The organism is Actinophytocola sediminis (genome assembly GCF_054779715.1).
Map to the genome: position 1 here is coordinate 51235 of NZ_BAAGXS010000060.1, position 21412 is coordinate 72646.

23 protein-coding genes and 1 pseudogene are annotated in these 21412 nt (G+C 69.8%); 5 read left to right on the forward strand and 19 right to left on the reverse strand.

Going from position 1 to position 21412, the window contains the following annotated elements:
* Positions 1–32 precede the first annotated feature (32 nt).
* From ACYVIP_RS29690 to ACYVIP_RS29700, 3 genes are read right to left on the reverse strand one after another with little or no spacing between them, the layout of a single operon-like run.
* A complete protein-coding gene (locus ACYVIP_RS29690; protein WP_460402240.1) occupies positions 33–1451 on the reverse strand; it encodes an amidohydrolase family protein in 1419 nt (472 codons plus the stop codon).
* Positions 1448–2419, reverse strand: coding sequence for a VOC family protein (locus tag ACYVIP_RS29695; RefSeq protein ID WP_460402242.1), 972 nt, complete (start codon positions 2417–2419; stop codon positions 1448–1450). Before ACYVIP_RS29695 ends, ACYVIP_RS29690 begins: the two co-directional genes overlap by 4 nt.
* Positions 2420–2441: 22 nt before the next feature.
* Entirely contained in the window at positions 2442–3299 is an 858-nt protein-coding gene (locus ACYVIP_RS29700; RefSeq protein ID WP_460402244.1) for a fumarylacetoacetate hydrolase family protein, read from the reverse strand.
* A gap of 147 nt (positions 3300–3446) precedes the next feature.
* On the opposite strand from ACYVIP_RS29700, the gene ACYVIP_RS29705 reads away from it, so the two are divergent.
* The 3 genes and pseudogenes from ACYVIP_RS29705 (at position 3447) to ACYVIP_RS29715 (ending at position 5271) form a co-directional block, all read left to right on the forward strand.
* Entirely contained in the window at positions 3447–4181 is a 735-nt protein-coding gene (locus tag ACYVIP_RS29705) for a FadR/GntR family transcriptional regulator (protein WP_460402246.1), read from the forward strand.
* Between the two features lie 252 nt (positions 4182–4433).
* A pseudogene (locus tag ACYVIP_RS29710) lies at positions 4434–4562 on the forward strand (AMP-binding enzyme); the annotation flags it as partial.
* Positions 4563–4581: 19 nt separating this feature from the next.
* Complete coding sequence (locus ACYVIP_RS29715) at positions 4582–5271, forward strand: SDR family NAD(P)-dependent oxidoreductase (RefSeq protein ID WP_460402308.1); 690 nt, start codon at positions 4582–4584, stop codon at positions 5269–5271.
* On the opposite strand, the gene ACYVIP_RS29720 is transcribed toward ACYVIP_RS29715, so the two are convergent.
* From ACYVIP_RS29720 to rlmN, 3 genes are all read right to left on the reverse strand, one after another.
* Complete coding sequence (locus tag ACYVIP_RS29720) at positions 5258–5776, reverse strand: SRPBCC family protein (RefSeq protein ID WP_460402248.1); 519 nt, start codon at positions 5774–5776, stop codon at positions 5258–5260. The two genes, ACYVIP_RS29715 and ACYVIP_RS29720, sit on opposite strands and share 14 nt — an antisense overlap.
* 15 nt (positions 5777–5791) lie before the next feature.
* On the reverse strand, positions 5792–6436 hold the full coding sequence (locus ACYVIP_RS29725; protein ID WP_460402250.1) for an SRPBCC domain-containing protein: 645 nt from the start codon (positions 6434–6436) through the stop codon (positions 5792–5794).
* A 154-nt stretch (positions 6437–6590) separates the two neighbouring features.
* Positions 6591–7694, reverse strand: a complete 1104-nt coding sequence (gene rlmN, locus ACYVIP_RS29730; RefSeq protein ID WP_460402252.1) for a dual-specificity RNA methyltransferase RlmN — start codon at positions 7692–7694, stop codon at positions 6591–6593.
* Between the two features lie 113 nt (positions 7695–7807).
* Here rlmN and ACYVIP_RS29735 point away from each other — a divergent pair, with 113 nt between their 5' ends.
* The gene (locus tag ACYVIP_RS29735; protein ID WP_460402254.1) at positions 7808–8509 is read left to right on the forward strand and encodes a PadR family transcriptional regulator; all 702 of its coding nucleotides are present in this window, start codon (positions 7808–7810) and stop codon (positions 8507–8509) included.
* On the opposite strand, the gene ACYVIP_RS29740 is transcribed toward ACYVIP_RS29735, so the two are convergent.
* The 6 genes from ACYVIP_RS29740 to rpsB form a co-directional block, all read right to left on the reverse strand.
* Positions 8506–9261: a class I SAM-dependent methyltransferase gene (locus ACYVIP_RS29740; protein WP_460402256.1), complete on the reverse strand. Its 756-nt coding sequence runs from the start codon at positions 9259–9261 to the stop codon at positions 8506–8508. The two genes, ACYVIP_RS29735 and ACYVIP_RS29740, sit on opposite strands and share 4 nt — an antisense overlap.
* A complete protein-coding gene (locus tag ACYVIP_RS29745; RefSeq protein WP_460402258.1) occupies positions 9261–10172 on the reverse strand; it encodes a phosphatidate cytidylyltransferase in 912 nt (303 codons plus the stop codon). The genes ACYVIP_RS29740 and ACYVIP_RS29745 overlap by 1 nt, the downstream gene beginning before the upstream one ends.
* Before the next feature lie 15 nt (positions 10173–10187).
* On the reverse strand, positions 10188–10745 hold the full coding sequence (gene frr, locus ACYVIP_RS29750; RefSeq protein WP_460402260.1) for a ribosome recycling factor: 558 nt from the start codon (positions 10743–10745) through the stop codon (positions 10188–10190).
* 33 nt (positions 10746–10778) lie between these two features.
* Complete coding sequence (gene pyrH, locus ACYVIP_RS29755) at positions 10779–11522, reverse strand: UMP kinase (RefSeq protein WP_460402262.1); 744 nt, start codon at positions 11520–11522, stop codon at positions 10779–10781.
* 76 nt (positions 11523–11598) lie between these two features.
* Complete coding sequence (gene tsf / locus ACYVIP_RS29760) at positions 11599–12414, reverse strand: translation elongation factor Ts (protein WP_460402264.1); 816 nt, start codon at positions 12412–12414, stop codon at positions 11599–11601.
* 45 nt (positions 12415–12459) lie between these two features.
* Positions 12460–13395 (reverse strand): 30S ribosomal protein S2, encoded by a 936-nt coding sequence (rpsB, locus tag ACYVIP_RS29765; RefSeq protein ID WP_460402266.1) that lies wholly within the window; start codon positions 13393–13395, stop codon positions 12460–12462.
* 349 nt (positions 13396–13744) lie between these two features.
* Between rpsB and ACYVIP_RS29770 the strand changes: the two genes are divergently transcribed.
* Positions 13745–14338: a M23 family metallopeptidase gene (locus ACYVIP_RS29770; protein WP_460402268.1), complete on the forward strand. Its 594-nt coding sequence runs from the start codon at positions 13745–13747 to the stop codon at positions 14336–14338.
* Positions 14339–14356: 18 nt separating this feature from the next.
* Here ACYVIP_RS29770 and ACYVIP_RS29775 read toward each other — a convergent pair whose 3' ends face one another.
* From ACYVIP_RS29775 to ACYVIP_RS29805, 7 genes are all read right to left on the reverse strand, one after another.
* A complete protein-coding gene (locus ACYVIP_RS29775) occupies positions 14357–15280 on the reverse strand; it encodes a FliA/WhiG family RNA polymerase sigma factor (protein WP_460402270.1) in 924 nt (307 codons plus the stop codon).
* Entirely contained in the window at positions 15252–16400 is a 1149-nt protein-coding gene (locus tag ACYVIP_RS29780) for a tyrosine recombinase XerC (RefSeq protein ID WP_460402272.1), read from the reverse strand. Before ACYVIP_RS29780 ends, ACYVIP_RS29775 begins: the two co-directional genes overlap by 29 nt.
* Positions 16401–16463: 63 nt before the next feature.
* A complete protein-coding gene (gene dprA, locus ACYVIP_RS29785; RefSeq protein ID WP_460402274.1) occupies positions 16464–17561 on the reverse strand; it encodes a DNA-processing protein DprA in 1098 nt (365 codons plus the stop codon).
* Between the two features lie 767 nt (positions 17562–18328).
* Entirely contained in the window at positions 18329–19843 is a 1515-nt protein-coding gene (locus tag ACYVIP_RS29790; protein ID WP_460402276.1) for a YifB family Mg chelatase-like AAA ATPase, read from the reverse strand.
* Positions 19843–20223 carry a YraN family protein gene (locus ACYVIP_RS29795; protein ID WP_460402278.1) on the reverse strand — a complete coding sequence of 127 codons (381 nt, stop codon included), beginning with the start codon at positions 20221–20223 and terminating at the stop codon, positions 19843–19845. The genes ACYVIP_RS29790 and ACYVIP_RS29795 overlap by 1 nt, the downstream gene beginning before the upstream one ends.
* A 123-nt stretch (positions 20224–20346) precedes the next feature.
* Positions 20347–20670: a DUF2469 domain-containing protein gene (locus tag ACYVIP_RS29800; RefSeq protein WP_460402280.1), complete on the reverse strand. Its 324-nt coding sequence runs from the start codon at positions 20668–20670 to the stop codon at positions 20347–20349.
* A complete protein-coding gene (locus ACYVIP_RS29805) occupies positions 20667–21398 on the reverse strand; it encodes a ribonuclease HII (protein WP_460402310.1) in 732 nt (243 codons plus the stop codon). Before ACYVIP_RS29805 ends, ACYVIP_RS29800 begins: the two co-directional genes overlap by 4 nt.
* Positions 21399–21412 lie beyond the last annotated feature (14 nt).

The window sequence follows — 21412 nt, forward strand, 5'->3', positions numbered from 1 at the left end:
GGCACACGGATCACCGCCGAGAACGGCTCGTCTCACACCGTGATGTCGAGGTCGTACTCGATCGCCGCCAGGAGCCGGTCGCGTGACTCGACGACCTCACGGCGCAGCCGCGCCGCGTCCTCGACGAGCAGTTCGCCGCGCCACTTGCGCGGTCTGCCCGCGACGAAGACCGTGCGCACGCTGCGCGCGTCGGCGCCGAGCACGACGGTGGCGACCGAGTTGTTGAGCGGGAAGTTGGTGAACTCGCCGGCGTCGATGAGCACCAGGTCCGCCTCCTTCCCCGGCGTGATCGACCCCGCCCGATCCCACACGCCGTTCGCCTTCGCGCCGGACACCGTCGCGAACTCGAGCACGTCACGGACCCCGATCGGCGCCGGAGCGTCCGCCTCGCCGCGGAAACGCCGGTTCCCCGCCTGCATCCGCTGGACGTTCAGCGCCACCCGCATCTGGGTGAACATGTCCGACGACAGCGAGCACTCGACATCGATGCTGAAGGCCGGGCGCAGCCCGACGTCCAGTGCCTTCTGGACCGGCGAGATCGACTCGAAGATCGCGAGCTGCTGATCGGAGGTGACGGCCAGCGCGACCTGCCCGCCGGTGTCGGCGATGATCTTCCAGGCGGCATCGTCGAGCGTGCCGCCGTGGATCCACGTCAGATCCGGGCCGAGCACGTCCTCCGCCGCCAGCCGCTGGATGTGCGCGGCCGCCCCTGGCCCCTGCGCGCCGTCCACCGAGATGCCGATGCCGAGGTCGCGCGCCTGGCGAATTCGCTCACCCGACAGCAGGGCGTCGCCTTCGAGGGTCGGCAGGACCTGGGGAATCAGTCCGATCCGCAGGGTCACGAGCGCGTCGTCCGAGGGGAAGTGCTCGGCCCGCACCCGCGTCAGGTCCGTCAGCCAGCTCGGGTCCCACTCGCCGCCCATCGGCGGCGAGGAGGCGACGACGCCGCGCGCGCCGGAGTCCTTCCACGCCGCCACCACGGCATCGGAATACTCGGGCGAGCGAATGTTGTGGCTGAAGTCCAGCACGCTGGTCACGCCGGCATCCAGTGCGCCGAGAGCGGCGAGCTTCGTGCCCAGGTACATGTCCTGGGGTTGGTACACCGGACCGAGGCGGGTGTGCGCCAGCGCGAAGTACTCCATGATGTCGACGTCGGCCCACAGCCGGCGCACCTGGGTCTGCCAGCAGTGCCGGTGAGCGTCGATCATCCCCGGAATCACTACCTGGCCCGCCGCGTCGACGACGCTGGCCTGGGCACTGGCCGCGATCTCGCTCAGGTCCGCACCCACCGCCTCGATCTTCGAGCCGCGGATCAGGATGTCGCCGGCGGCGAGATCCCCCACCGCCGGATCCATGCTGACGATCGCGGCACCCCGAATGAGCACCGGGCGCTCCGGGGCGGACAGCAGTTGGTCCAGCAGCTGGTCCGGTGTGGTCATCGGTGTGCTCATCGCGGCCCACCCTCGGTGGCGGAGTGTGCGCCGACCATGTAGCCCGCGAGATCCTCGGGAGCCAGCATGGAGGCCGGTGGTGGCGGACCCCAGGTGTACATGGCGTGCGCGGCGTCCCAGACCTCGGCGTGCCAGAGCGCGTCGTCGACGATGCAGTCCATGTCGGAGTAGTACTCGGAGAAGTTGCCCGCCGGGTCCCTGAGGTACCAGAAGAAGTTCGAGCCGATGTGGTGGCGGCCAAGGCCCCACACGTGCCGGTCGGGGTCCTTCGCCAGCATGGCGGTCGCGCCGCGGCCTACCTCGTCGACGTCGTCGACCTGCCACGAGGTGTGGTGCAGAAACTGGATGGGGGCGTTCTGGACGGCGAGGTTGTGGTGATCGGTGGAGCACCGCATGAACGCGGCCAGGCCGGGGACGGTGTCGCTGACCTTGAACCCGATGCCCTGCTGGAAGAACGCCTCGGACGCCTCCTGGTCGGTGGAGCCGAGGACGACGTGGCCGAGCTTGCGGGGCCGGACCGGTGTGTCGCGCAGGATGCCCGGGGCGCGCGTGCCGACGCGGGCGGCCACGCCGGGGCTGTTGTACGGCGGGGCCGGGTGAGGCTCCTGCCAGACGCGGTCCGCGATCTCGACCCGCACGGTGACCCCGGTGCCGGGGTCGGTCGCGCGGAGGCCGGCGGCGGTGCGCTCCGGAGTGACGCCCAGCGAGGCCAACGACGCGGCGACGCGGTCGAGGTCGTCCGGATCGTCGGCGCCGACACCCAGCCGCAGCAGCCGGCGGCGTGCGGAGTGCACGATGCGCAACTGCTCGCCGCCGTCGGCGGTGGCGAAGACGTGGTCGCCGGGTGAGGTCGATGTGGGAGGGGTTTCGCCGGAGGTCGGCTGGAGCCCGAAGTCGGTGTAGTAGGCCGCGGTCGCCTCGGGGTCGGGTACGCCCATGACGATCTGGGTCAGGCGGTGCAGTGGCACAACGTCGTCCTTTCTGCGGTGGTCAGGAGGTGGCAGTGACGCAGCGTTGCCGAAGTTGGCCGATGCCGGACACGTAGCTCACGAGCTCGTCACCGGGAGCCAGCCAGCGTTGCGGCGTCCTGGCCACGCCGACGCCGCCCGGCGTTCCGGTGAACAGCACATCTCCCGGCAGCAACGGCAGGTTCTCGGACAGCTGGGCGACCATCGACGGGACGGAGAAGATCAGGTTGCTGGTCCGGCTCCGCTGGACCTGCTCACCGTTGACGAAGCAGCCGATCTCGAGGTCGTCGCGATCCTCGATCTCGTCGGGGGTCACCAGCCACGGGCCGATCGGACCGAAGCCGGGAAGCGATTTTCCGAGGCTGTACTGGGGCGCGGGCCCGGCCGTCTGCAGGATGCGTTCGGAGAGGTCCTGACCGACGGTCAGCCCGGCGACGCTGTCCCAGGCCCGGTCCTCGCGGACGCGGTGGGTGTACCGGCCGATGATGACGACGAGCTCGACCTCCCAGTCGACCCGGCCGCCCGCCGGCAGTTCGACGTCGCTGACGGGTCCGGTCAGGCAGGACGGCCACTTGGTGAACAGGACGGTCGCGGCGGTGGGTTCGGCCAGGCCGGCTTCGGCCGCGTGGTCGGCGTAGTTCAGCCCGATCGCCAGTACCTGCCGAGGGGCCGGGGCCGGCGGACCGAGCTCCGCCACGCGGAACGGCTGCCCCCCTGAGGGGTCGACGCCGGCCGCCCACTCGACGAACTCCGCCCAGTCGTCGTAGACGCCCTGCGGGTCCGGGCCGAACCGACCGCCGCTGGCCCGCTCGACGTCGATGGCGACGACGCCCGCGCCGTCGATCATGGCCAGCCGCCCGGAGAGGTTGGCGATACGCATGAGACCTCGCTTCCCTAAACCAGCATGGTGGTTTAGTGTCTCCACAGGTTGGCATGCGACCCGGGCGACTTGTCAAGAGCTGGAGTCGAAACTGCCATGCTGGTTTTTTCGAGGTGTCTCCGGTGGTAGCGACAGGAGGTCGTGGTCATGGCCAGCGATGTGCGGGACGCCTCCTCGACGTCCGTGTCCACTCGGCCCGAGCAGGTCGCCGAGCGGCTCGCGGCGCTCGCCGCGGCCGCCGAACCCGGCGATCGCCTCGGCACCAAGGCGGAGTTGCGTGCCCACTGCGGGGTCTCGGTTGGCACCTTCAACGAGGCGTTGCGCCTGGTGCAGGCCCGCGGCGTGGTCATGGTCCGCACGGGGCGGGTCGGTGGACTGTTCGCCAGTCACCCGTCGCCGACGGTGCGCCTCGGGCACGCCGTCCTCGCGCTGGACGAGGACGCGGCCGCGGCGTCGGTGACCGACGCCGGACGCGTCCGGGACGCGCTGGACCCCCTGATGGTCGAGCACGCGGTTCGGTTCGCGTCGGTGGCGGACCTGGACTCGATGCGGCGAGCACTGGCGCGGATGTCGGCCGCGGCGGACGAGCTCGACACCACCGGGTTCATGCGCGCCAACTGGGCGCTGCACGTGGCCATCGCGGGCGCGAGTCCCAACGCGATGCTGCGCTGCTTCTACACGAGCATGATCGAACTCATCGAGTCGCACACGATGTCGGTCGAGCCCGCCGTCGAGCAACCGCTCGCCGACGGACTCGCGAGGCGGCACCGGATCCACGTCGCGCTCGTCGACGCCATCACCGACCGCGATGAGCGCCGCGCGATCGCGCTCATCCATGAACACAGCGACACCAGTGCCCGCAAGGAGATCGATCCCGGCTGACTCTCCGGACCGGTGCCGGAGACGAGTCCCAGACGGAAGGTGCGTTCATGCGGTGGAGCACTGTCCTCGATGACCTGTTGGTCGCCTTGCGAAGTGAATGCTCGGCCCGGTCACGTACTTGTGGCTGGCTTGCGTCACGTTCCCCTGAGGTGACGGTTCCGGAGGTTGACAGAAAGGTGTCTCACTTTCTCGGTCTCATCGCCGAGGACCAGCTGCTGGAGCTCGATCCGCTCTGGTACTCCCTGCCGGCTGGTCCGGGACGAGTACTCCAAACACGCCTATCCGCGCGCTGTCCATTTCGTCGACGCCCTTCCGAAGACACCGAGCGGAAAGGTGCAGCGCTTCCTGCTGCGAGAGTTCGGAGGAACCAGCCATTCCTGATCCCGGTCAACACATTGTCATCATCGGCGGCACCCGCGGGCTTGGCCTGGAGCTGGCGCGAGCCGCACACGCGCTCGGAAGTCAGGTAACGGTGGGCGGGCGCGACGGAGAAGTCGCCCACGAAGCCGCGCGCTCCGTGGGCGACAGGTGCCGTGCGGGCGTGTGCGACCTGACCGACTGGTCGTCGATCGAGACGTTCGTCTCGGCCTGCGGACCGATCGACCACCTCATCCTCACCGCCGTGGACAGAGACATCCGCGCCCTCGCCGACTACCGCCCCGAGGAAAGCGCACGCGCGATCATCATGAAGACGGTCGGTTACGCGACGGCGGTGCACCACGCCCTGCCGAGATTCCGGCCGAACGCGTCGGTGGTGATCTTCGGCGGACTGTCGGCGTGGAAACCGGCGCCCGGATCCACGACCCTGTCCACCGCGAACTCCGCCATTCTCGGCCTGATGAACTCGCTCGCGCTGGAGATCGCTCCGGTTCGGGTGAACACGATCGTCCCCGGCGCGGTGGGAGACAGCCCCGTGACCCGCAACGCACCACCGGAGAGCCAACGCGCGTTCGAGGCCGTTCGCACGCGCACGCCCACCCAGCGGCTCGTCACGACGCGGAACATCGTCGCGGCGACCTTCGCCCTGCTCGACAACGACGGCATCAACGGGATACCGCTGGTCGTGGATGGTGGCCTCACTCTGACGTGACGTCTGTAGAACCCTGACCTATCCGATCGCGGACGTCTTCTCCCTGCTCGGCGAACGCCTTGAAATCCCGCATGTGCTGTAGCGACTGCTTGCGGAAGGCGCCGGGCAGCAGGAGTCCCACCAGCCGCATCAGCAGGCCGCTGAACCGGTATTCGCTCTCGCTCACCCAGAGCGTCGTCGCCGGACCGGCTTCGGTCAGCCGATCGCGCACGGCGTTCCACATGCCCTCGCCGACGATCTCGCGGTCGAAGTGAACGACGCTCCCTTTCGGGATCCCGTGCAGGTCTTCCGGTTCCCGGCGCGTGATGGTCTCGGTGCACTCGATCTTCCGTTGCCCCGTCCGCAGCACGACCCGCGACCTGGTGCCGACCGCGCCGTGCACCCCGCTCAGCGGCTCGTGCAGCACCAGGCCCCGCAGCCAGTTCGGCAGGTGTGCCGGGTCGGCGAGCAACTGGACCGTCTTCTCCCGCGGCAGGGCGATCTCGATCGAGACGGTGTACTTCATGGCGCGCATCGCTCTTCAGGTCGGGTCGGGTGCGTAGAACTTGGTGGTGGCCTCGACCGCGGCCGCGACGTGCTCCGGTTCGCCACCGGCGGCCAGGTGCGCCTGGCCCCAGGCCGCGGCGCTGCGCCGGCTGAACTCGCGCCCCTCTGGCGACTTCTCGAACTCCTCGTGGTCGACGATCTCGCCATCGGCCAGGAGCTGAGCCAGGGCGATCAGCCGCAGGTCCCAGCCGACGCCGCCGGCGCCGGGGCCGTAGGTCGGGAAGGAGGGCTCCCCGACGGCCGCCGCGTGGATCAGCTCGAACTCGGTGTCGCCGGCTGGGCCCGGGACCAGGCGCACTTCCACCTCGCTCGTGCCGGGCCAGGCATCGGCGTCCGGCCCGTAGAGCCAGGACACCTTCAGCAGCCGCGGCGGCTCGCACTGGAGGATCTCGCCGTGCTCACCACCGTCCAACTCGAACTTTCCGCCAAGCCGCAGATCCCCGGTGACCGGCTTCAACCAGCGGCGCAGCCGCTCGGGGCTGGTGATGGCGTCCCAGACGTCGCCGATCCGCGCGTCGTACCGACGCCGCAGCTCCACGGTGTACGCCTCGCCGGCGGGCAGGGTGCCCTTCCCCATCACCCGGTGCGCGGCGGCCAGCTCCTCCACTACGTCCTTCATGTGTCATGTCCCCTTCGCCAGCTCGGTTCCAGGGCATCGAGGCGTTGCTCCCACAACCGGCGAACGCCCCTCACCTGCACCGACGGGGAACGTACCGGCCGCTGCTTATATAAGTCAAGGCTGCTATTTGTCAGCTGGGTTGCGACTGCTCTCCCTAGCCCTCAGCAGCGAGTTGACCGCACGCCGCGGCAATCTCCTGACCTCGAGTATCACGCACCGTGCACGCCACGCCGCCCTCGTTCACCCGGCGCACGAACTCCCGCTCAACCGGCTTCGGGGCCGCGTCCCACTTCGAGCCTGGAGTTGGATTCAGCGGAATGACGTTCACGTGCACCAGCTGCTTCAGGTGCTTTCGGAGACGCTTGGCCAGCAAATCGGCTCGCCACGGCTGGTCGTTCACGTCTCTGATCAGGGCATACTCAATCGAGACCCGGCGACCCGAGACGTCCGCGTAGTACCGCGCCGCCTCCAGGACCTCGTCCACCGACCAGCGGGTGTTCACCGGCACCAGCGTGTCGCGCAGCTCGTCGTCCGGCGTGTGCAGCGACACCGCCAGCCGGACCTGCATCTTCTCGTCCGCCAGCTTCCGGATCGCCGGTGCGAGGCCGACCGTGGACACCGTGACCGAACGCTGGGAGATGCCAAGCCCACCCGGCGCGGGCTCGGTGATCCGCCGGACCGCCTCGACCACCCGCCGGTAGTTGGCCAGCGGCTCCCCCATGCCCATGAACACGATGTTGGACAGCCGGCCCGGCTCGCCGAGCTCGCCGTCGCGCATGGCGGCCGCGGCGGCGCGGACCTGGTCGACGATCTCGGCGGTGGACAGGTTGCGCTGCAGGCCACCCTGGCCGGTCGCGCAGAACGGGCAGGCCATGCCGCAGCCGGCCTGGCTGGACACGCACAGGGTCGTGCGGTCCGGGTAGCGCATCAGCACGCTCTCCAGCAGCGTGCCGTCGTGCGCGCGCCAGAGGGTCTTGCGGGTGGCGTTGTCGTCGGCGGCCAGGTGGCGGACCACGGTGAGCAGCGGCGGCATCAGCGCTTCGGTGAGCCGGTCGCGGCTGGCGGCCGGGATGTCGGTCATCTCGGCCGGGTCGGCGGTCAGCCTGGCGAAGTAGTGGTGGGAGAGCTGGTTGGCGCGGAAGGGCTTCTCCCCCAGCTCGGTCACGGCAGTGCGCCGCTCGCCAGCGGACATGTCGGCGAGGTGGCGAGGCGGCAGGCCGCGGCGGGGGGCGTCGAAGACGAGCGGGAGTGCGGTCATAGCCCGTTCATTCTCCCACGAGGCCGACCGGGGAATAACGTTGCATCTCGACATGTTCCGATATATCGTAAACCTATCGCGATAGCACGCGATGATCAACTACAGGAGGAATCATGCGTCCCACATTCGGACACCCCACATTCGGCCGCCGAGAGCACCATCACCACGAGGCACCGCCGTTCGGCGACCCCCGCGGGTTCGGCGAGTTCGCACCGCCACAGGCACGCGGCCCGTTCCCGCCGGTACCGCCGGGTCCCCCGTTCGGCTGGCCGCCCGGCCCCGGCTTCGGGCCGCCCTTCGGCGAGCACGGCGGGCGCCGAGGCCACCGGCGCGGCCCAGGTCGGCGTAGTCGCCGCGGAGACGTGCGCGCCGCGATCCTCGCGCTGCTGGCCGAACGCCCGATGCACGGCTACGAGATGATCCAGGAGATCACCGAGCGCAGCGGGCAGTACTGGCGGCCGAGCCCCGGCTCGGTCTATCCGACCCTGCAGCTACTGGCCGACGAGGGTCTGGTCGTGATCACGGAGGGCAACGGCGGCAAGCGGCACTACGCGCTGACCGACGAGGGTCGGGAAGCCGCCGCCAAGCACGAGACCAACCCCCCGTGGGAGCAGATCGCCCAGGACGTCGACCCGAGCGACGTGTCGCTGCGCGACGCGATCGGTCAGCTGATGGGCGCGACCGTGCAGGTGGCCAACGCCGCGACCGAACGGCAGAAGCAGCGGGCGATCGAGGTGCTCAACGAGGCCCGGCGCGAGCTGTACGCCATCCTCGGCGAGACCGAGACGGAAACCGATCCGGAGACCGAGAGCTAGGGCATGACCAGGCCGGCCGGCTTCGCGCGGTGCAACACCCGGTAGCCGACCGGCACCGTCAGCCCGGACACCTCCGTGAGCGCCCGCGCGGCCACCTTCGCGGAGAACTCGATCCGCAGCACGTTCGCCAACTGCTGGCGGCTGGCGAACCGCCACACCGTCGACACCTGCCGGAACCCGAAACCGAGTCGCGCGAAGAACTCGTCGATCTCGCGCGGGTCGTAGGTCGGCAGGTCGGCCAGCATCCAGTCGCCGTAAGGCCGGTGCCGCACATCCAGGTCGACGATCACCAGCCGGCCGGCTGGCCGCAGCACGCGGTCGGCCTCGGCCAGGCCGGGTTCGCAGCCGGGACCGAAGAAGTAGGCGGTCCGCGCGTGCACCACGTCCATGCTCGCGTCCGGCAGCGGCAGGCGCTGGGCCGCACCCGGCAGCACCTCGACGGTGGGTAGCTCGGCGATCCGGGCGCGAGCGCGCCGGACCAACGGCAGATGAGGCTCGACCCCGACCACTCGGCGCGCGGTCCGCGCGAACCTCGGCAGGTGGAACCCGTCGCCGCAGCCGACGTCGACGACGTCCCTGCCGGTCCAGTCGACCAGGTCGCCCAGCGCCGCCCAGATCGCGCCGTCCGCGTCCTGGGCCTGGTTCTCGACCTCGTAGACCTCCGGCCAGTGCCAGATGTTCGGGCTCGGCAGTGTCTCGGCCCCTCGGCGCACCGCGGCGATCCGCTCCCGGGCTCTGGACACCATGCGCATCAGACCGGCACGAACAGGCGCAACAACAGCCAGGACACGACCGCGGAGGGCAACAGCGAGTCGAGCCGGTCCATCAGGCCGCCGTGGCCGGGCAACAGACTGCCCATGTCCTTGATCCGCAGGTCACGCTTGATCACCGACTCGACGAGATCCCCCACGGTGGCCGTGCACACCAGCGCGGCGCCGAACAGCGCGCCGTGCCACCACTGCCCGTCCAGCAACAGGGTCACCGACAGGATGCCGGCGGTGATGCCGAAGACCATCGAGCCGGCGAAGCCCTCCCAAGACTTCCTCGGGCTGATGACCTTGGACATCGGGTGCTTGCCGAACAGCACCCCGGAGACGAAGCCGCCGGTGTCCGAGCTGACCACCAGGATCAGGAAGCACAGCACCCTGGCCACGCCGTCGGCCGGCAACACCAGCATCGCCGCGAACGAGGCGAGCAGCGGCACATAGGCCGCCGCGAGCACCGACGCGCCGAGGTCACGCACATAGCCGTCGACCCCGCCACGGAACCGCCACACCATGCTCGCGAGCACCGTCAGCACGAAGGCGGCGAGCACGCCGTTGTGACCGTAGGGCCAGGCCAGCCAGACCATCGCCTGCCCGCCGACGAGCACGGGCGGCAGCGCGATCCGGATGTCCGCGCCCCGCTTGAGCGCGCCGGCCAGCTCGACGGTGCCGATCGCGACGGCCACCGCGATCACCCCGAGGAACAGGTGCCGGACGGTCAGCAGGGGCACCAGCACAGCGGCGCCCATCGCCAACGCGACGGCGATGGAGACCGGCACGTTGCGCCCGGCGCGCGAGGGCTCCGCTGGAGCGGCACCGGTCGTCACTGCGCTCTCCTCGGCCGGCTGGGGGCCTTCGGCAGGCACGCCGGCCAGTTCACTGGTCGTGTCACTGGTCATGGGGAGGTGGCCGGCTCAGACTTCGAGCAGCTCGGTTTCCTTGTGCTTGACCAGTTCCTCGACCTGCGTGACGTACTTGTCGGTGGTGTGCTGGAGTTCCTTCTCCGCACGGGCCACCTCGTCCTCACCGGCCTCGCCGTCCTTGGCGATGCGGTGCAGTTCCTCGTTGGCCTTGCGCCGCACGTTGCGGATGGACACCTTGGCGTCCTCGCCCTTGTTCTTGGCCACCTTGACCATCTCGCGGCGGCGTTCCTCGGACAGCTGAGGGATGACGATGCGGATGATGGTGCCGTCGTTGGACGGGTTGACCCCCAGGTCGGAGTCGCGGATCGCGCGTTCGACGGCGGCGAGCTGGCTCACGTCGTACGGCTTGACGACCGCCATCCTGGCCTCGGGGATGCTGACCCCGGCGATCTGGTTGAGCGGGGTCGGCGAACCGTAGTAGTCGACGACGATGCGCGAGAACATCGCGGGGTTCGCGCGTCCGGTCCGCACCGTGCCGAGTTCCTCCTTGGCCACCGAGACGGCCTTTTCCATCTTCTCCTCGGCGTCGAGGAGTGTCTCGTCGATCAAAGCGTGCTCCTGTTGTTGGCTCCCCGGTCGCTGTCAGGGAGTGCTGACGACCGTGCCGATCCTCTCACCACGCACCGCGCGCGCGATGTTCCCCTCGACAAGCAGATTGAAGACGATGATCGGCATGTTGTTGTCCATACACAGGCTGAACGCCGTCGCGTCGGCGACCTTCAGGCCCTGCTCCAACACCGTCCGGTGCGTGACGTGTTCGTACATCTCGGCGTCCGGGGTGGTCTTGGGGTCGTCGGTGTAGACCCCGTCGACCGACTTCGCCATCAGGACGACCTCGCAGCCGATCTCCAGCGCACGCTGGGCGGCCGCGGTGTCGGTGGAGAAGTAGGGCATGCCGACCCCGCCGGCGAAGATCACGACCCGGCCCTTCTCCAGGTGCCGCTCGGCGCGGCGCGGGATGTAGGGCTCGGCGACCTGGCCCATGGTGATGGCGGTCTGTACCCGGGTGTCGATGCCGAGCTTCTCCAGGAAGTCCTGGAGGGCCAGGCAGTTCATCACGGTGCCGAGCATGGCCATGTAGTCGGCGCGGTCCCGATCCATGCCGCGCTGGGAGAGTTCGGCGCCGCGGAAGAAGTTACCGCCACCGATCACCACCGAGACCTGGACGCCGTCCCGCACGACCTCGGCGATCTGGCGGGCCACGGCGGCCACGACGTTCGGGTCGACGCCAACCTCGCCGCCGCCGAACATCTCACCGCCCAGCTTGAGCAAAACTCGGCGGAACCCGTGCCCGCGGCCTTCCATCACGACGTTCCTCTCTCGCATGCGAGTGACTACAGGACTGTGCCCCGTCCTCGGCGAACGCGAGGACGGGGCACTGCCTGGGATCCTGGATTTGTTGTCAGGACTGGCCGATCTCGAAGCGGGCGAACCGGGTGACGGTCACGCCGGCGGCGTCGAGGAGGGCCTTCACGGTCTTCTTGGAGTCCTGCACGGACGACTGTTCGAGCAGGACATAGTCCTTGTAGAAGCCGTTGACCCGGCCGTCGACGATCCTGGACAGCGCGGCCTCTGGCTTGCCCTCCTCGCGCGCGGTCTCCTCGGCGATGCGTCGCTCGGTGGCGATCACGTCCTCGGGGATCTCGTCGCGGGTGACGTACCTCGGCTTCATCGCGGCGATCTGCATGGCCGCGCCGCGGGCCGCCTCGGCGTTCTCGCCGGTGTACTCGACCAGCACGCCGACGGTCGGCGGCAGGTCGGGGTCCCGGCGGTGCAGGTAGGCGGCGACCGGACCGTCGTAGGCGACGACCCGGCGCAGCTCCAGCTTCTCGCCGATCTTGGCCGACAGCTGCTCGACGGCGGCGGTGACCGTGCCGCCGTCCAGCTCGGCGCCCGCGAGGGCGTCCAGGTCGGCCGGCTTCGTGGCCTTGGCGACCGCGATGACGCGGTCGGCGAGGCCCTGGAAGTCGGCGTTCTTGGCGACGAAGTCGGTCTCGCAGAGCAGCTCGACCATGACCTCGCCGTCCGCGGCGACCAGGCCGTTGGCCGTGGTGCGCTCGGCCCGCTTGCCGACATCCTTGGCGCCCTTGATGCGCAGGATCTCGACGGCCTTGTCGAAGTCGCCGTCGGACTCGTCGAGGGCCTTCTTACAGGACATCATGCCGGCGCCAGTGAGCTCACGGAGCCGCTTGAGGTCGGCCGTGGTGTAGTTAGCCATCGTGGCTCTATCCATCCTTCTTTCGGTATGTGCGCGCGGTTGCGGTCAGGACTCGCTCGGCTGCTCGACGGGCGTGGCGGCGTCGGCTGCCGGCGCGGCGGCCTCCACAGCGGGCTCAGCGGCGGGCTCAGCGGCGGGCACGGCGACCTCAGCGGCCGGGGCAGCCTCAGCGGCGGCGGTCGGCGCGGCGGCCGGTGCGGTCTGGCCGACCAGGAGCTCCTGCTCCCACTCCGGCAGCGGCTCCTCGGCGACGGCCGGCTTGTCCTCGCCGTCGGGGACGCCGTTGCGCACGCCGGCACGGGCGATCAGGCCGGCGGCCGCGGCCTCGGCGACGACCTTGGTCAGCAGCGCGGCGGAGCGGATCGCGTCGTCGTTGCCCGGAATCGGGTAGTCGACCTCGTCCGGGTCGCAGTTGGTGTCCAGGATCGCGACGACCGGGATGTTGAGCTTGCGCGCCTCACCGACGGCGATGTGCTCTTTCTTGGTGTCGACGATCCACACGGCCGACGGCACCTTCGCCATGTCGCGGATGCCGCCCAGGGTGCGCTCGAGCTTGTCCTTCTCGCGGGTGAGCATCAGGATCTCTTTCTTGGTGAGACCCTGGAAGCCACCGGTCTGCTCCATGGACTCCAGCTCCTTGAGGCGCTGGAGACGCTTGTGGACGGTGGAGAAGTTCGTGAGCATGCCGCCCAGCCAGCGCTGGTTGACGAAGGGCATGCCGACCCGCAGCGCCTCGTTGGCGATCGCTTCCTGCGCCTGCTTCTTGGTGCCGACGAACAGGATCGAGCCGCCGTGGGCGACGGTCTCCTTGATGAACTCGTAGGCGTTCCCGATGTAGGACAGGGTCTGCTCGAGGTCGATGATGTAGATGCCGTTGCGCTCGGTGAGGATGTAGCGCTTCATCTTCGGGTTCCAGCGGCGGGTCTGGTGCCCGAAGTGCACGCCGGAATCCAGCAGTTGCTTCATGGTGACGACGGCCATGGCCTGGTTCGCACCCTCTTCTACTCTGCGCGCCGGGTGTCCGCCCTGGCGCGGTGTCGGTTGCCGCGACCCCCGTGCTCGGGAGCCGCCCTGGTGCCGGTGCCGGCAGCCGGACCCGCAGCAAGCTGCTACTGAGGGACCGCCGGATGCCGTTAGCGCGTGGCCGATGCACTGACACGCGAAGTCGATCCGTGCTCATACGGACCGCGATGGGAAGTGTACGCGGTCGGCCTCTCCTCCCCCCGCCTACCCAACCCGCCACCTGCCAGTTGTCCACAACCCACCCACTTGTCCACAGATTCCCCCACCCCACCAGCCCACCCCCGCAAACCCCGGCACTGTGGACCCCATGCCAACCACCCCGCCCAACCACCTGGCCCACACCCTCCTCGCCCTGCTCACTGCCCCGTTCCTGCTGGGCATGACCACCGCCGCACCCACCAGGCCGGCTCCCCAACCCAGTACCCCCGCAGCCACCACTCCATTCACCGAGCCCCGAGTTCCCCAACGAACGAGGTTCACCTGGCCGCTGGCCCCACCCCACCCGGTACTGCGCCCGTTCCAGGCACCCACGTCGCTCTACGGCCCAGGACATCGCGGCGTGGACCTCGGCGGCGAGGTCGACGAGCCGGTACTGGCCGCCGCCGACGGCGTGGTCGTGTTCGCCGGCCAACTGGCCGGTCGCGGCGTGGTCTCGATAGACCACGCGAACGGTCTACGCACCACCTACGAGCCGATCACCCCCACGGTCGCCCCCGGCCACCGAGTGCCCGCGGGTGCCGTGATCGGCCGCCTACGCCCAGGTCACGCCCAGTGCCGAGGCGCCCCAGCCTGCCTGCACTGGGGCGTTCGCCGAGGAGCCGAGTACCTCGACCCGCTCACCCTGCTGTCCACCGGACGAGTGCGGCTACTGCCATGGAAGGAGCCGGCCACCAACGAATAACGGAACGCGCGTCCCGAGTCAGACCTCGGTCTTCTCCAGCAGCTTGGCGCGCAGCCGAAGCACCGCGCGGGTGTGCAGCTGGCACACCCGGGACTCGGTGACCCCGAGCACCCGCCCGATCTCAGCGAGCGTGAGGTTCTCGAAGTAGTAGAGGGTCACCACCACCCGATCACGCTCGGTGAGATGCCGAATCGCCTCAGCCAGCTGACGACGGTTGTCCTGGTCGACCAGCAGCGCGACCGGATCGAGCGCCTCCTGGTCCTCGAGGATGTCGGCCAGCGGCGTGGCGCCCCGGCCGGCCGCGGCCAGCTCGTCGAGCGCGACCACGCTGGTGAGCTGGAGCTGGGCGTAGGTCTCGCGCAGCTCGTCGACGGTGATCCCGAGCTCGGCGGCCAGCTCGGTGTCGGTGGGCGTGCGCCGCAGGTGGGCGCCGAGCCGCTCCAGCGCGCGCTCGACCTCACGGGCTCGGCCGCGGACCGAGCGGGGCACCCAGTCCTGCGCGCGGAGGTCGTCGAGGATCGCGCCGCGGATGCGCTGCATGGCGTAGGTCTCGAACTTCAGCCCGCGCTCCGGCTCGAACTTCTCGATGGCGTCGACGAGCCCGAAGATGCCCGACTGGATCAGATCGGCGACCTCGACGTGCGCCGGCAGCCCGGTGCCCACCCGGCCGGCGACGTACTTGACCAGCGGCGCGTAGTGCAGCACGAGCCGATCACGCAGCGGCTGCGCCCGCCGCTCGCCGAACGACCGCCACAGCGCGACGATGCCGGCCTCGACGTCGTCGAAGGTGCGCCGGTCGCCGGGCAACACCCCGGCGGCGTCGCCGACACCGAACGACACGGCATGACCATTGGTCGACGCGCCGGCCATGCCGGCATGCGTCGACACCGGTGTCCCGAAGACTTCCCCGAGATCACTGGGAGCGGGGGTGGGCTCGGTCATGTATTGCCTTCAGCCGTTCGACGGTCACGTGTGTGTATAGCTGGGTGGTAGCGAGCGTAGCGTGACCAAGCAGCTCCTGGACGCTACGAAGATCGGCACCCCCCTCGAGCAGATGAGTCGCGGCAGTGTGACGCAGGCCGTGCGGTCCCATGACGGGCGCACCCGGAACACTACTCAGCGCTTCGTGCACGATACGTCGAACGCTGCTCGGTTGGAACCGGCCACCGCGCGCTCCGAGCAGAAGAGCACGTGGTGAGGCGGGCCTCGCCAGTATTGGACGCCCGTGGGTGAGCCACTCGCGCACCGCCCGCGCGGCCGGCTCACCAAAGGGCACCGTTCGTTCTTTCCCTCCTTTCCCCAACACGACGACAACCTGTCGCCCAAGATCGACGTCGTCGATGTCCAGGCCACTCAGCTCGGAAACCCGTACCCCGGTCGCGTACAACAGTTCGAGCAGCGCATGATCACGCAGAGCGACCGGATCCCGCTCAGCCGCACCGGAGCCGGACGCCGTCAGCAGGTCGCTGGCCTGCTCCTGGCGCAACACCGACGGCAACGTCCGCCGCGGCCGAGGCGACGCCAGCCGACCGCCGGGATCGGTGGCCAGGTGGCCGCGCCGATGCGCCCACGCGGTGAACGTACGAGCCGCCGCCGATCGCCTGGCCAACGTCGTGCGCCCGGTGCCGGCACTACGCAACGCGGCGAGCCACGCCCGCAGCAGGGCGAGGTCGAGCGCGGCCATCCCCCGCCCGCCGCTCCGGTCCCCGGCGCGGGCCGCCACCTCGCCGGCCTCGGCGGCGGTGTCTTCCCTGCCGGTTTCGCCGACAGTTTCGCCGCCACCGTCCCTGCTTCCGTCCCTGCCGCCGTCCCTGCCAGCGCCTTTGCCAGCATCTCTGCCATCGTCGGCGTGCGCGCCGGCGCCGAGGATGGGCAGGCCGTGGAGGAAACCGAGCAGGGAGACCACGTCACCGATGTAGGCCCGGACGGTGTGTGCGGACAGTCCTCGTTCGAGCGCGAGGTGGCGTTCGTAGTTGTGGACGACCTCCCGTGCCGCAGTCGGCAGGAGGTCGCGGATCCGGTGGAGATCGACCCGTTTGCCAGCCGATCGTCTTCCAGCCATGGTGGCGACGCTCCGTCATGGACGGGGATCGAGTCAAGCACCGCCACGCGTTACCTGGGCGGCTCATGGTTCTGGTGCCCGGCGCCAGCCCTCGTCGCACCGTTGCGCGAGGTCGGTGAGTTCCAGTTCGGGCAGCAGCGCGCGGACCCGATCGATCGGCACACCGGACTCGACCGCGATTCGAGCGGGTGTGCGTCCGGTGCGGCGACCGAGCGCCTCGTGGACGCGGAACGCCTCGCCGGTCAGTCCGTCGGTACGGCGAGTCGGGCCTTGGGCCGGTTCTGCCAGGTGCTCGCCGACCGGCCCAACGGATTCGAGGATCTCCGGCACCGACCCGGCGAGTATCGCGGTACCGGTGCGTAGCAGGTCGTGGCAGCCGGCGGAGGTGGCGGAGGTGATCGGTCCCGGCACGGCGAGCACGACCTTGCCGAGGGCGGCGGCGGTTGTCGCGGTGTTGCGGGCGCCGCTGCGGATCCCGGCCTCCACCACCACGGTGCCGGTGGACAGCGCCGCGATCAGCCGGTTGCGGACGAGGAACCGGTAGCGGGCCGGCGGGGTGCCCGGCGGGTACTCGCTCAGGACCAGACCGCGAGCGGCGATCCGATCGATCAGGGTGGCGTGACCGGCCGGGTAGTGGACGTCGACACCGCAGCCGAGGACCGCGACGGTGAGCCCGTCCGCGGCGAGCGCACCGCGATGGGCGGCACCGTCGATTCCGTAAGCGGCGCCGGAGACGACGGTCATGCCTGCCCTGGCGAGGTGGTGGCCGATGTCGGCGGCCACGTAGTCGCCATACCCGGTGGCGGACCGCGCGCCGACCACCGACACCGCGCGTTCGAAGGTGTCGGCCAGCCGTGCCGGCCCGCGGGCCCACAGCCCGAGCGGGGAGCCGGCCCAGCGCTGGCCTCGGTCGCAGGCGGCGGCGAGGCAGAGCAGTGGCCAGGCGGGCCATTCCTCGTCCTCCGGCACGACCAGTCGGGCGCCGGCGCGTTGGGCGTCGACCAGGTCGCTCTCGGCGAGTTCGAGATGTCGACGGGCGGAGGTCTCGGCGAGTACGCGATCGGGTACGTCCGCCGCCCGCACGGCGGCCGCGGCGGCCACCGGACCGACTGCGTCAACGAGGGAGAGCAGCGCGGCGGCGGGCGGCTCGGCGACGCGCATCAGGTAGGCGCGGGCAAGGCGGTACTCGTCGCTTGCGGTGGCAGTCTTGGTTCTGGAGGGTGGTGAGCTGGTCGGGTGCTGATCGGCCTTGGGTCGGTGGGGCTGGGTGGGGGCGATGGTGGGAACGGTCGGATCGGGAACGGTCGGTTGAGGATCGGCAGGTGTGGGACCGGTGGGGTGGGAGCGGGTCAGTTCAGGACTGATCTGTTGGGAACTGGCCACCTCCGGACCGGGCGGTTGACAGGCGACTGTCTCGGGCGCTGGGCCAGCGGGCGGGATGGCGGCTTCAGCAGAGGTGGTCAATTTGGGGGCAGCGGGATCGAAAGCGGCTGGCTCGGAGGCGATCAGTCCAGACACCGTCGGTTCGTGGGAGGCCGGCTCGGCAGCAGTTGGTTGGGGGACAGTTGGTTCAGGGGCAGTTGGTTTGGGGACAGGCAGTTCGGGGTCGGCTGAATCTGAAGCAGGCGAGGTTGGAAGGGCTGGGTCTGAAACAGCCAGGTCTGGAGCGGTCAGGCCTGCGACAGCCGATTCTGGGGTGGCTGGGTCTGAAGTGGCCGGATCTGAAGCGGCCAGACCTGAAGCAGTCGGATCTGGAGTGGCCGGGCCTGGAGTGATCCGGTCTGGGGCGGTGGGGGGTCGTTGGCTGGGTTCGGGTTTGGGGGGTTGGTTGGTGGTTGTGGGTTGGGAGGTGTTGGGGGTGCCTGGTTTGCGGGCGGCGGCGCATTGGTTGGCCAGTAGGCGGCCGATCAGGCTGGGGGTTTGGGGGTTCATGCGGCTCTCCGGTCGCGGAATTCGAGGGCGGCGGCTACGTGGTCGGGGCCTGGGCTGTCGGCTTCGGCCAGGTCGCTGAGGGTCCAGGCGACTCTCAGGCAGCGGTCGGCGCCTCTGGCGGTGACCGCGCCGATGGTGAGGCCTCTGTCCAGGAGGGCGGTTGCTTTGCTTGGTAGGGCGAACTCTCTGCGTAGGACTGGGCCTGGGGCCTGGGCGTTCGTCAGCCAGCCGTGTTTTTGCCAGCGTTCGGCGGCTTTCCGGCGCGCCTTGTCGACTCGGGCTCGGACTTGGGCTGTTGGTTCGGGGGGCGTTATGTCGGCTGCGGCCATGGCGGTCATGGGGCGCATGCGGACTCTGAGGTCGACTCGGTCCAGCAGCGGACCGGAGAGGCGGCCTATGTACCTGCGTCTGGCGTGGGGGGAGCAGGTGCAGTCGGAGTCTCTTGGTGGGGCGCATGGGCACGTGTTGGTCGCGAGGATCAGTTGGAACGCCGCGGGGTAGCGGCAGACGCCGTCTCTTCTCGCCAGGCGTATTTCGCCCTGTTCCAGGGCTGTGCGTAGGGATTCGAGGCGGTGGGGGCCGAACTCGCAGGCCTCGTCCATGAACAGGACGCCGTGGTGGGCCTGGCTGATGGCGCCCGGTTTGGCCAGGCCGGAGCCGCCGCCGATCAGGCCGGGGACCGAGGTGGAGTGGTGTGGGGCCACGAAGGGGGCGACGGTGATCAGCGGGAACTCCGGGGCGAGGGTGCCGGCTATCGAGCGGATCGCGGTGACTTCCAGGGACTGTTCGTCGGTCAGGGGTGGGAGGAGGCCGGGGAGGCGTTCGGCGAGCATGGTTTTGCCCGTTCCCGGTGGGCCGGTCAGCAGGAGGTGGTGGCCGCCGGCGGCGGCTACCTCCAGCGCCCAGCGGGCTTCTGGTTGGCCGATGACGTCGCGGAGGTCGGGGGTTGGCTGGGGTGGGGGGTGGTGGGGTCTGGCTGGGTGGTGGAGGGCGCTGCCGTCGCCGCGGAGCCAGGTCAGGACGTCCAGTAGGCAGTCGGCGCCGGAGACCTCCAGGTTGGTGACCAGGGCGGCTTCGGCGAGGGTCGAGGTGGGGACGATGGCGCGGTGCAGGCCAGCTCTGCGGGCGGCCAGCAGGCCTGGCAGTACGCCGCGGACTCGGCGGACGCGACCATCCAGGGCCAGTTCGCCGATCATGGCGGTGCCGGTCAGGCGGTCGGGTGGGACTCCGCCTGCTGCTACCAGGACGGCGCAGGCCAGGGCCAGGTCGTAGCTGGATCCGCCTTTGGGGAGCGCGGCTGGGGACAGTGCGAGGGTGACCAGTTCACCTGGCCATTCCTCGCGGCTGTTGCGGATGGCGGCGCGGACTCGTTCCTTGGCCTCGTTGAGGGAGGCGTCGGGCAGGCCGACGATCTGGGTTCTCGGGCGGCCGCCGCCGATGTCGGCTTCGATCTCGACTACCACGCCGTCGACGCCGAACAGGGCTACCGACCACGTGCGGGCCAGGGGCATCAGAACGCGGCCTTGAAGTGCTGGAGCGTCGGTTCGCCGTCCGGGGGCCAGGTGATGGCGATGATGTCGAAGCGTTCTTCGCACCAGCCGACCTCGTGGGCGGCTCGCCACTGGCGGGACAGGCGGCGGATGCGGTTGGCCTTCTCGCCGGTCACCGCTTCGGCCGGGTGGCCGTAGTTGGTGCTGGTCCTGGTCTTGACCTCGCAGACGATCAGTTTTCGTCTGTCGGTGGCCACCAGGTCCAGTTCGCCTTCTCGGCAGCGCCAGTTCTTGGACAGGACCACCAGGCCCTGTTGTTCGAGGTAGCGCGTCGCCAGGTCCTCGCCCCGGGTGCCGGTGACGAGGTGTGGTGGTGTGGGGCGGGTTGGTGGGGGTGTCATGGCACCAACGGTCCCGGGGGGTGGGCGGTGGTGCCAGGGGGTGGGGGCTAACTGTGGACAGGTGGGGCGGTTGTGGATAAGTCCGGTTTTTGGGCCGGAGGATTTGGCGGGATGTGGTATGGGCTAGGTGCCGAAGGGGCCCTCTTCCGGCAGGCGGAGCTCCGGCTTGTCCAGCTCCTCCACGTTCACGTCCTTGAACGTGATGACTCGGACGTTCTTGACGAACCGGGCGGGGCGGTACATGTCCCACACCCAGGCGTCCGACATCCGCACCTCGAAGTACACCTCACCGTCGGAGTCGCGCACCTGCACGTCGACGCCGTTGGCCAGGTAGAACCGCCGCTCGGTCTCGACGACGTAGGCGAACTGGCTGACGATGTCGCGATACTCCCGGTAGAGCTGCAGCTCCATCTCGGTCTCGTACTTCTCGAGATCCTCCGCGCTCATACGGTTTCGCGCTCCTCCTGCTCGACGGGGGTCGACCTCCCATTCTGAACCACGGCGGTCGCGGCAACGCTCAAGGCCACCGGATGTGGCGCGCGCAGCCGATGCGCGAGCCCGGCCGACGCCACGTTCACGAACGACCACCGGTGCGCGTGGCTGGGGCCGTGCTCGGCCAACGCCTCGGCGTGGGTGCCGGTGCAGTAGCCCTTGTGCTCGTCAAACCCGTACACCGGCAGCGATTCGTGCAGTTCGGTCATGATCCGGTCGCGGGTCACCTTGGCCAGCACCGACGCCGCCGCCACACAGGCGATCACCCGGTCGCCCTTGATCACCGGCATGCTCGGCGCGGTCAGGCCGGGCACCCGGAAGCCGTCGATGAGCACATACCCAGGGTGTGTGCGCAGCTGGGCGATCGCCCGGCGCATTCCCTCGATGTTGGACACGTGTACACCGATCAGGTCGACTTCTTCTACTGGGACGACCACCACCGCGTAGTCGACTGCCCGTTTGAGGATCAGGTCGTACATCCGCTCGCGGGCCGCCGCAGTGAGCAGCTTGGAGTCCGTCAGGCCCTCGAACCGGGCGGCGTCGCCGGGACGAAGTACGCAGGAGGCGATCACCAGGGGACCGGCGCAGGCCCCTCGGCCCGCCTCGTCCACGCCGGCCACCGGGCCGAGGCCTCGGCGGTCCAGCGCGGCCTGTAACCCCCAGTTACCAGAATCGCGCCGCATGATCGCCCGTGGGG